Genomic DNA, 8,415 nt, shown 5'->3' on the forward strand with positions numbered 1-8,415 from the left:
CGCCGCTCCCGAAAGAGCGGCGCCGCGCGAGATGGCGAACTGCGGGGGCTGAAGGGTGCGTCGAACCCACGGACACGTCCGGCGAACCCGCGTACACGTCCGGCGAGTCCGTGGACGCGGCCCGCGAGACTGCGGATGCGTCTCGCGAACCCACGAACACGTCCTGCTGGACCGGGGACACGCCCCGCGACGCCACGGACCAGCCCCGGCTCCAAAAGCCGCTTACTGCGTGTGCCCCACGGCCTCCGCATAGAACGACCGGTCGATCAACTTGTCCTCGGTGAGCGCCGGGGCCTCGACGACCTTGCCCTCGACGAACATCTTCTGTGCCCTGTCCGTCGTCCCCTGCCGGATCTCCCAGTCGGTGATCAACGACGGGATGGCCGACAGCAGTTCGGGCTTGCTGCCCAGGACCGTGGCCAACTCCTGGACGAACGCCGGGTCGGACTTGTAGTCCCCGGCGAAGTAGGTGTTGACCGTACGGATCAGCGCCCGTGCGAAGGCGGTTCCGGCCTCGCGGTTCTTCTCCAGCAGGTTCGGGCCGTACAACATGCCGCCGAGCGGTTCGCCCGCGGGCTGGCCGCCGAGGAACGCGTACCCCGGCTTGTTCTCGAACTGCTTCCACACCGGGTCGAGCAGCCACGCGGCGTCGACGCCGCCGTTCTCCAGTGCCTGCCCGACGCCCTGTGCGTCGAGCTGCTTGAAGTCGATGTCCGTGACCTTGGTGTTGTGCTTCGTCAGCACCGTCTCGATCGGGTACATGATGATCGAGGTCTTGCCGACCAGGGACGCGAAGCGGGTGCCCTTCAGGTCGATCGTCGCCGGGTCCTGCCCGTCCTTGACACGTGCCCACACGCCCGACTTGGACGCCGGGTCGGACGAGTAGTTGCCGAGCACCCACTTGATGTTGAAGCCCTGCTTGGCCGCGTTGACCATGCCGGCCTCGGGCGCCGAGTACACGGCGTCCAACTCGCCCTTCGCGAGCAGGGTGTTGGCGTCGGAGGACGGCATCTGCTTGAGCTCGACCTCCAGGTTCTCCTTCAGGAACTCGCCCTTGGCGATGGCCATCCGCAGCGGGCCCAGGTACTCCGCGGACAAGGCCCCGGCGGTCACCGTGATCTTGGTCTTGGCGGCCAGCGGCTTCGGCGCGGGCGTGTTGGGCGCGCAGCGCGCGGGTTTGCGGGTGGGGGACAGGTCGGCGGGGTCGGTCCAGCCGTTCTCGCAGCCGGCCACCGCCGCCACCGGAGTGTTCGGCGTCGGCGCGGACTTCGCCGCGCCGTCCGTTTCATCGTCGGACGACACACACGAGGTGGCGAGCAGGGCGGTGCACACGAACAGGACCGACGCCAGGCCGGCGCGGCGACGTGCCATGGGATTCCTCCGGGGGACGGGACGGATGGTCGGGACATGGCCGAGGGCCGGACCAGGCGGCCCCGCGGGCGTCCCGGGGCTGCGCACACAGCCCGCGGACGGCCCGGGGCGGCCGGGCGGATCCGGGCGGCGGGGCCGGTCAGGCGCCGCCGGGGCCTCGGTGTTCGGGGGCCCACGGGGTCAGCATGCGGCCGATGAATCGGACGAGTTCGGAGAACAGCACGCCGACGATGGCGACGACGATGATGCCGACGTACATCGCGCGGTTGTCGAAGATGGTCTTGGCGTTGAAGATCAAATAGCCGAGACCGTCGTTGTTCGGCGACGCCAGGCCCTCCGCGGCGACGACGACCAGTACCGCCACCCCGGAGGCGAGGCGCAGGCCGACGACGACCGGCGGCAGTGAGGCCGGGATGAGGATGTGCCGGTACATCTGCCACCGGCCTGCCCCGAACACGGTTGCGGCCTCGCGGTAGCCCTCCGGCACGGCCAGCACCGCGGCCATCGTCTGGATCCAGATCAGGAAGAACACGGTGACCGCGATGAGCACGATCTGCGGCGTCTCGCCGAGCCCGAACATGAGCAGGAAGATGGGCAGCAGGGCGAGCTTGGGGACGACATAGAGCGCGTCCAGCATCGGTTCCAGGGCGGCGCGGACCAGCGGCATCGAGCCGGTCAGCAGGCCGACGGCGTAGCCGGCCAGCGAGCCGAGCAGGAAGCCGGGGACGACGCGCTTGAGGGTCGCCCAGATGTCCGGCCACAGCTTGCCGTCGACCAGCCGCTGCCAGCCGTCCTCGATGATCGTCTGCGGCGCGGGGTAGATGCGCGAGTCGATCCACTTCTGCTGGACCGCCAGTTGCCACCACAGGATGAGGACGAGCGGCACCGCGATGCCGAGCGCGACCTCAAGGACGCGGCGGCGGGCGCGGGCCTTGCCAGGGTCGACCTCGGCCTGCCCGGGCTCGCGGACCAGGACCATGTCGGTGCCGCCGGGGCCGCCCTTGGACGCGGAACCCGCGTCGTGGGCGGCGGACTTGGGGGAGGGGAGGCGCGCCGGTGCGCCCTGCACGGCGTCGGCGGCACCCGTGGCGCCTTCGGTGTCCTCGGTGGCCGGTGTGGGGGGCCTGTCGCTCATTTCTTCGCTCCGGCGGTCTCGACCTCGCCGCGCAGCAGCGACCACAACTCGGCCTGCATCTCGGCGAATTCGGGGGAGGTACGGACGGCGCCCGTACGCGGTCTCGGGAACGGCGGGACACGCTCGGCGATCACGCGCCCGGGCCGCGAGGACATCACCAGGACGCGGTCGCCGAGCAGCAGCGCCTCTTCGAGGCTGTGCGTCACGAACAGCACGGTGCGCTGGTCGGCCTGCACGATCTCCAGCAGCTCGTCCTGGAGGATCGTCCGGAGTTGCGCGTCGAGTGCCGCGAACGGCTCGTCCATCAAAAGGATTTCGGGTTCGACGGCGAGCGCCCGGGCGATCGACACGCGCTGCCGCATGCCGCCGGAGAGCGCGGCCGGGTAGGCGTCGGCGAAGTCCGCCAGGCCGAGCCGGCCGAGCCAGTCGCGGGCCCGCGCGTCCGCCTCCTTGCGCGGCACGTGCTGGATGTCGAGGCCGAACCGGACGTTCGCCAGGACCGACTTCCAGGGGCTGATGCCGTAGTCCTGGAAGACCATCGCGGCGGGGTGCGTGGACCGCGCGGCGATCTCGACGCGGCCCGCGGTCGGCTTGATCAGTCCCGCGACGATGCGCAGGAACGTCGACTTGCCGCACCCGGACGGGCCGACGATGCAGCAGAACTCCCCTGTGGGGATGTCCAGATCGAGCGGGCCGAGGGCGTCCACCCGCTTGGCCCCGCGTCCGAAGTGGCGTTCCACGCCCACCGCGTGGATTTTTGCGTCCGGAGCCGCGCCCGCGTCCCGCGCAGTCGCGTCCGGTGCTGTCTCGGTCACGTGCATCCACTCCCGAACCTGCGCCGGCGGTTTTCAGCCGGCCGCGACCCGTTTTCGAGATGTGAAAGTGATCAGGGCGGCCGACCGGCGTGACGATATGACGGGTCGTCAGGTTCGGCAAGAGAAAACAGCGTTTGGTCGACAAATGCACTATGGGACGACGCGCGTGGAGGGTGGTGAGTGCGGAGTTCGCCGACGTGCGGCAGGCTGGGGGGCTGGGGAATCGGGAATCGCCGGCAGGTCGATCTGCGCGGGCCGGTCCGCGCAAGTTGGCTCGTGCACGGCGGCCGACATGGGCGCCGATGCCCGAAACGGGACTGGACTGGGAGGTGTTCGCGGTGCGGGGAAGCGGGCAGAAGGCACGCGGCACGCGCGGTGCGAGATCACGTACCGTGCCCGCACCTGCGCGGTCCGCACGCGGGGTGTCGTCGTACGACCCGCTCGCGGCCGCCCCCGCCGGACCCGCACCCGAGGGCTCCGCACCGGGCGAACGCGGACAAGTCGCCCATGCCGTCGCGGGAGCCCTGGCCGCCGTCGGACACCCCCGCGGCGAGGTCCGCGACCTGCTCGCCGCGCTGCGCGAGGCGGTCGCGGGCGACGCGAAGGACCGCGACGCCGTGGCCGAAATACTGGTCGGTCTGCCCCCCGCCCTGCTCGTCGAACTGGACTGCGTGTCAAGGCCGTCCGGCGCCGTCGGGGCCTTCGGTGGGGTCAAGGCGCGCCGCGCCCTGTTGCGCGCGTCCGACGGCCATCCCGCGGTTGCGGCGCTGCTGAGCATGGACGAGAACGGCGGCCTGCGCGAGGAGGCGGTGGTGCGCCTCGCCGGGATCCCCGGGCCGCTGCCCGCCGCGATGCTCGCGCTGCGCACCGACGACTGGGCCGAGGCGGTCCGGCACCGCGCCCGGGTCGGGCTGATGTGGCGCCTGGAGCCCGACGAGGCGGCCGCGGTGGTGCCGATCCTGGACGCGCGCCGCGGGCGGCGGCGGTCCGAGGGGATCTTCGAGGTCTACCGCGACGCCTACCGCGCCGAGCATTTGCCGACGCGGCGGCACGGCCACGCGCGCGACCTCGCCGCATCCGGTACACCGCAGTTGCGCCGCTTCGGACACGAACTGTCGCGCGTGCTGGGCATCGCCGACGAACGCGCACTGCTGCGCACCGCGTTGCGCGACCCCGACCACTCCTGCCGCTCGGCCGCGGGCCACGAGCTGCTGCGCCGCGCCCGAGGGCGGCACCGCGACCGAACGGCCTTGGCGCTGCTGAAGGTTGCCGACCCGCTGATCCGCGAGCGGGCGGTCGAGGCGCTGCCGCCGTTCAGCGACCCGTTCCCGCTTGCGGGCGCGCTCGCCGACCGTTCGCCGAACGTCCGGGCCGCCGCCCGCCGCAGGCTCGTCGCGGGCGGCACCGACCCGGCCGCCGCGTACCGTCAGCTCCTCGAACTGCCGCCCGCGGCCGGCATGGTGCCGGGCCTGCTCATCGGTCTCGGGGAGTGCGGCGGCGAAGAGGACCTGGCCGAACTGCACGACCGGTTCGACACCGACCATCAGGCGCAGCGCCGGGCGGCGCGGGCGGGGGCGGTGCTGCTGACGAAGGCGTGGCTGCCGGGCCCGCAGGGCGGGCGGCACGACGCGCGGTGAGCCGGGGCGGCGCGGCGGGGTGAGCCGGGGCGGGCCGGCAGGGCGCGGCGGTGCGGAGGCCGGCGGGCCGTCGTCCGCCGTCAGGACGCGTTCTGGCAGTCCGGGCAGAGTCCGCGGTAGGTGATCTCCACCCCGGAGATCGCGAAGCCGAAGCCCGATTCGGCGGGTAGGTCCGCGGTCCGCGGATCGGCCGGGACGTCCCGGATCGTGTGGCAGCGCGTGCACACGAGGTGGTGGTGGGCCCGGCGCGCGTTCGGGTCGTAGCGCTTGGCGCGGCCGTCGGTGGTGACTTCCAGGACCTCGCCGAGGGCGACCAGCTCGCCGAGCGTGTTGTAGACGGTGGCGCGGCTGATCTCCGGCAGCAGCGCGCCGGCGCGCGAGTGGACCTCGTCCGCCGTGAGGTGCACGTGCTCGCCGTTCAGGACCTCGGCCACGACGCGGCGCTGCGCGGTGAGCCGCCATCCCCGGTCGCGGAGCCGCTCCAGAAGGTCGCTCATGCAGGAGAGAGTACACCCGCCCCAAGATTGGAACTAGTCCAAATTCAGAACTAGACAAGTTCTAAGTTCGGACCTAGGTTGGGGTCACTCGCAAGGCCGGGGCGGGACGTCCCGGGGTCCGAAGGGGAGAACGAACCATGTCCGACAGCACTCCGCGCGCCGTCCTCACCACCGAGTCGGGCGCTCCCATCGCCGACAACCAGAACACCGCGACGGCCGGACCGGGCGGTCCGCTCCTGGTCCAGGACCAGTACCTGTTCGAGAAGCTGGCCCGGTTCAACCGCGAGCGCATCCCGGAGCGGGTGGTCCATGCGCGCGGGTCGGGCGCGTACGGCCACTTCGAGGTCACCGCGGACGTCAGCCGCTTCACCAAGGCTCACTTCCTGGCCGAACCGGGGCGCCGCACCGAGGTGTTCGCCCGCTTCTCCACGGTCGCGGGCAACCTGGGCGCGGCCGACGCGGTGCGCGACCCCCGCGGCTTCGCTCTGAAGTTCTATACACAGCAGGGGAATTACGACCTGGTCGGGAACAACACCCCGGTGTTCTTCATCAAGGACCCGTCCAAGTTCCCGGACTTCATCCACACGCAGAAGCGCGATCCCTACACGGGCATCCAGGAGGCCGACAACGTCTGGGACTTCTGGTCGCTCTCGCCGGAGGTCACGCACCAGGTGACGTGGCTGTTCGGGGACCGCGGCATCCCGGCGTCGTACCGGCACATGGACGGCTTCTCGTCGCACACCTACCAGTGGGTCAACGCGGACGGCGCGGCGTTCTGGGTCAAGTACCACTTCAAGACCGACCAGGGCATCCGCAACCTGACCGCCGACGAGGCCGCCGCCATCGCGGGCGTCGACCCCGACTCGCACCAGCGCGACCTGCGCGAGGCGATCGACGCCGGGCGCTTCCCGTCGTGGACGCTCAAGGTGCAGGTGATGCCGGTAGAGGAGGCGGCCGCGTACCGCTTCAACCCCTTCGACCTGACCAAGGTCTGGCCGCACGCGGACTACCCGCTCATCGAGGTCGGTCGCCTCGTGCTCGACCGCAACCCGGAGAACGTCTTCGCCGAGGTCGAGCAGGCCGCGTTCAGCCCCGCCAACTTCGTGCCGGGGATCGGTCCCTCGCCCGACAAGATGCTCCAGGGACGCCTGTTCGCGTACGCCGACGCGCACCGTTACCGGCTCGGCGTCAACCACACGCAGCTCGCGGTGAACGCGCCGCACGCGACGGTGGCGCACAACCACGGCCGGGACGGCGCGATGGCGGCGAACGCGGGCGGCCGGGCGAAGAACTACGAGCCGAACAGCTTCGGCGGCCCGTACGAGACCGGTCGGCCGCTGTGGGCGCCGACCGAGGTGTCCGGCGCGACCGGCACGCACGCGGCCCCGTCGCACGCCGAGGACGACGACTTCGTCCAGGCCGGCAACCTCTACCGGCTCATGTCGGAGGACGAGCGGGCGCGTCTCGTCGAGGGCCTCGCGGGCGGGCTCGCCCAGGTCTCGCGCGACGACATCGTGGCACGTGCGATCGGCAACTTCCGCGCCGCCGACGCCGAGTACGGCGACCGTCTGGAGGCCGCGGTCAAGGCACTTCGCGCCTGACCGGCTCCATGTGTCGGCGCGTTCCCGCCGGGTAGCGGGAGTTCGCGGACGCGCAACAGGCCCGCTACGTCCGGGCAGGTGAACAGACCGCCCTGACGTGGCGTCAACTCCGGTGTCCGGCCGGGCTGTCCGCAGCCCGGCCGGACACCGCCGCTATCCCACGAGTTCCGTGGCCCGCGCCTGTTCCTGAATGGTGCAGCGGACGATGTCGCGGACCGAGATCATGCCCACGACGTCCTCGCGGTCGAGGACCACGAGGTGGCGGAAGTTGCCGCGCGTCATGGCGGCGGCGGCGTCGGCGAGCGTCCAGTGGGGGGTGGCGAAGACGACGTTCGAGGTCAGGTGGTCCCCGGCGATCTCGTGGTCCGGGTCCTGGTTCGAGCCGAGCGACACGAGGATGTCCCGCTCGGTGAGGATGCCGATCCCACTGGTGTCGGGATCGATGACTACGGCGGCGCCGATCTGCCGGGCGGCCATGAGCCGCGCGGCGGCGCGCAGGGTGTGGGTCGGGCCGATGGTCAGGACGACCGTGCTCATGCCGTCGCGGACGAGCATGACGCACCACCTCCGGTTAGGGGGTCGGGCCGGGTCGGCGCCACTTGAGAATGAATTCACAAGTTCACAAGCGCCTCATGCTCATAGTCACACGGCCCTGCCGACTGACGAAAGCTTTGTCGGGATTTACCGAGAATTTCTTGCTTCGCGTTCGCGCGCGTGCCGTGCGCGGGCGGTGTCCGCCCGGTTACCGGCGCCGTCCGGTCAGAACTGGATCAGACGCGCTGGTTGAGGTACCCGAGCAGATCCTCGTGCAGCAGGCCGTTGGACGCCGCGGCGTGGCCCTCGGCCGGACCCGGCACCCCGTCCAGCGACGTGAACCGCCCGCCGGCCTCGGTGACGATGACCGACAGCGCGGCCAGGTCCCAGAGGTTGACCTCCGGCTCGGCGCAGATGTCCACCGCGCCCTCGGCCACGAGCATGTACGACCAGAAGTCGCCGTACGCCCGACTCCGCCACACCGCGCGGGTCAGGTCCAGCATCCCGTCCAGCGCGCCCCGGTCCTCCCAGCCGCCGAGGCTGGAGTACGCGAACGACGCGTCCTCGATCCGCTCGATCCCCGAGACCCGGATCCGCGACGCCTGCGACAGACTGCGGCCGGTGAACGCCCCGGCGCCCTTGGACGCCCACCAGCGACGCCCGAGCGCGGGGGCGGACACCAGGCCGACGACGACCTCGTCGCCGTCCATCAGCGCGATCAGCGTGGCCCAGACGGGCACGCCGCGCACGAAGTTCTTGGTGCCGTCGATGGGGTCGATCACCCAGCGGCGCGGGGGGGGGGGGGGGGGGGGGGGGGGGGGGGGG

General features: G+C 71.6%; 8 protein-coding genes. 2 read left to right on the plus strand and 6 right to left on the minus strand.

The window, feature by feature from the left end:
* Nucleotides 1–222 precede the first annotated feature (222 nt).
* The 3 genes from ACRX5S_RS15810 to ACRX5S_RS15820 form a co-directional block, all read right to left on the minus strand.
* Complete coding sequence (locus tag ACRX5S_RS15810) at nt 223–1,371, minus strand: ABC transporter substrate-binding protein (protein WP_436773545.1); 1,149 nt, start codon at nt 1,369–1,371, stop codon at nt 223–225.
* Nucleotides 1,372–1,510: 139 nt separating this feature from the next.
* Nucleotides 1,511–2,350, minus strand: a complete 840-nt coding sequence (locus ACRX5S_RS15815; RefSeq protein ID WP_436773647.1) for an ABC transporter permease — start codon at nt 2,348–2,350, stop codon at nt 1,511–1,513.
* 152 nt (nt 2,351–2,502) lie between these two features.
* Nucleotides 2,503–3,321, minus strand: coding sequence for an ABC transporter ATP-binding protein (locus ACRX5S_RS15820; RefSeq protein ID WP_436773546.1), 819 nt, complete (start codon nt 3,319–3,321; stop codon nt 2,503–2,505).
* A gap of 302 nt (nt 3,322–3,623) precedes the next feature.
* Here ACRX5S_RS15820 and ACRX5S_RS15825 point away from each other — a divergent pair, with 302 nt between their 5' ends.
* Nucleotides 3,624–4,958 carry a hypothetical protein gene (locus ACRX5S_RS15825; protein WP_436773547.1) on the plus strand — a complete coding sequence of 445 codons (1,335 nt, stop codon included), beginning with the start codon at nt 3,624–3,626 and terminating at the stop codon, nt 4,956–4,958.
* A gap of 80 nt (nt 4,959–5,038) precedes the next feature.
* Here the strand turns inward: ACRX5S_RS15825 and ACRX5S_RS15830 are convergent, their stop codons facing one another.
* The gene (locus ACRX5S_RS15830) at nt 5,039–5,455 is read right to left on the minus strand and encodes a Fur family transcriptional regulator (protein WP_436773548.1); all 417 of its coding nucleotides are present in this window, start codon (nt 5,453–5,455) and stop codon (nt 5,039–5,041) included.
* Between the two features lie 137 nt (nt 5,456–5,592).
* Here ACRX5S_RS15830 and ACRX5S_RS15835 point away from each other — a divergent pair, with 137 nt between their 5' ends.
* A complete protein-coding gene (locus ACRX5S_RS15835; RefSeq protein WP_436773549.1) occupies nt 5,593–7,056 on the plus strand; it encodes a catalase in 1,464 nt (487 codons plus the stop codon).
* 153 nt (nt 7,057–7,209) lie between these two features.
* Here the strand turns inward: ACRX5S_RS15835 and ACRX5S_RS15840 are convergent, their stop codons facing one another.
* Both ACRX5S_RS15840 and ACRX5S_RS15845 read right to left on the minus strand, forming a co-directional pair.
* Complete coding sequence (locus ACRX5S_RS15840) at nt 7,210–7,611, minus strand: CBS domain-containing protein (RefSeq protein WP_436773550.1); 402 nt, start codon at nt 7,609–7,611, stop codon at nt 7,210–7,212.
* A gap of 215 nt (nt 7,612–7,826) precedes the next feature.
* Nucleotides 7,827–8,415: inositol monophosphatase family protein (locus ACRX5S_RS15845; protein ID WP_436773551.1), on the minus strand; the 589-nt coding region annotated here is incomplete at its 5' end.

The sequence above is a fragment of the Yinghuangia sp. YIM S09857 genome (assembly GCF_051388915.1).
Taxonomy (GTDB): Bacteria; Actinomycetota; Actinomycetes; order Streptomycetales; family Streptomycetaceae; genus Yinghuangia.